This is a genomic window from Rhodobacteraceae bacterium LMO-JJ12 (genome assembly GCA_021555075.1).
Classification (GTDB): domain Bacteria; phylum Pseudomonadota; class Alphaproteobacteria; order Rhodobacterales; family Rhodobacteraceae; genus JAKGBX01.
Window position 1 is genome coordinate 1 of the sequence record JAKGBX010000008.1, and the last position, 1,207, is coordinate 1,207.

Annotated in this window: 1 protein-coding gene; it reads left to right on the forward strand. The window is 60.5% G+C overall.

Going from position 1 to position 1,207, the window contains the following annotated elements:
* Positions 1-376: 376 nt before the first annotated feature.
* The coding region (locus tag LZG00_21010) for a hypothetical protein (GenBank protein MCF3596472.1) at positions 377-1,207 on the forward strand (831 nt) is incomplete at its 3' end.

Consider the following 1,207-nt stretch of genomic DNA (forward strand, 5'->3'; position numbering starts at 1 on the left):
GATGTTCGCCAACCGTCATCTGCCCAATGTCGGCCCGACAGCCGAGAGCGGCCCGATGAACCTTTCGGACAAGATTGGCGGCATGCTCAACGAGCTGGAAAAAGCCCACATCTATATCGGTGAGCTGCACAACCGGATCGAGAAGCTGGAAGCGCAAATCAACAAGGGCTGACCTTGATGTTGTGAGCCTATTTCATGACTCTAAACCCGGCCCGGGGCTTGTTCCGGGCCGGGATTCGCTTGAAGGGCCCGGTCTGACGCAGGCCAAACCGCTCCCGGGCATCGGACAGTTCATCGCCTCGTGTGGGGGTCATTATCACCCCGGAAGAGATCAAGGAAGAAGACAGCCAAACCCATTTACCCAAAGGAGATTGATATGAATTGTGCAACGAAACATTTTCTGGCCGCCGGGGTCAGCACGCTGGGCCTGATGGTCGGCGCGGCCCAGGCCGATATCATCCATTCCGATGACGTGATCATCAATGGTGGTAGCAGCTCGCTCTGCGTCGGGTTCGATTGCGTCAATGGCGAAGTTTGGGGTTCGGACACGATCCGGCTGAAGGAAAACAACCTGAGGATCCATTTTCAGGATACTTCAGCCGCGGCCTCCTTCCCGAGCGCAGATTGGCGGCTGTCGGCCAATGACACCACCAATGGCGGCGCCGAAAAATTCTCCATCGACGATGTCGACAACAACACCGTGCCGTTTACCATTCGCAAGGGCGCGGGCAGCAATGCGCTTTATGTGGCGTCTGGCGGCAATGTCGGCTTTGGCACCTCGAGTCCGAGTGTGGAGATGCATAGCGTGGATGGCGACACCCCAACCCTGCGGCTGGCGCAGGATGGGTCTTCGGGCTTTGCCGCCCAGACCTGGGATGTGGCGGGCAACGAGACCAACTTCTTCATCCGTGACGTGACCAATGGCAGCGCGCTGCCGCTCCGCATTCGCCCGGGCGCGCCGACCAGTGCGATCTTTATCGACGACAGCGGCGATGTCGGCATCGGCGCCGGCACCAGCCCCGAAGCCGCGCTGCATGTGAAGCGCGCAACCGGCGGCCCGGCCGAACTGTTCCGCCTGACCAACAATTCGGGCGGCTATATCGGGCTTGAGGATGGCTCGGTCGCGGCGGGTGACAACACCGGCCGGATCTGGAACATGCAGAATATCGCCGGTGAATATCGCATCACCACCGCCCCCGGCGGCGGT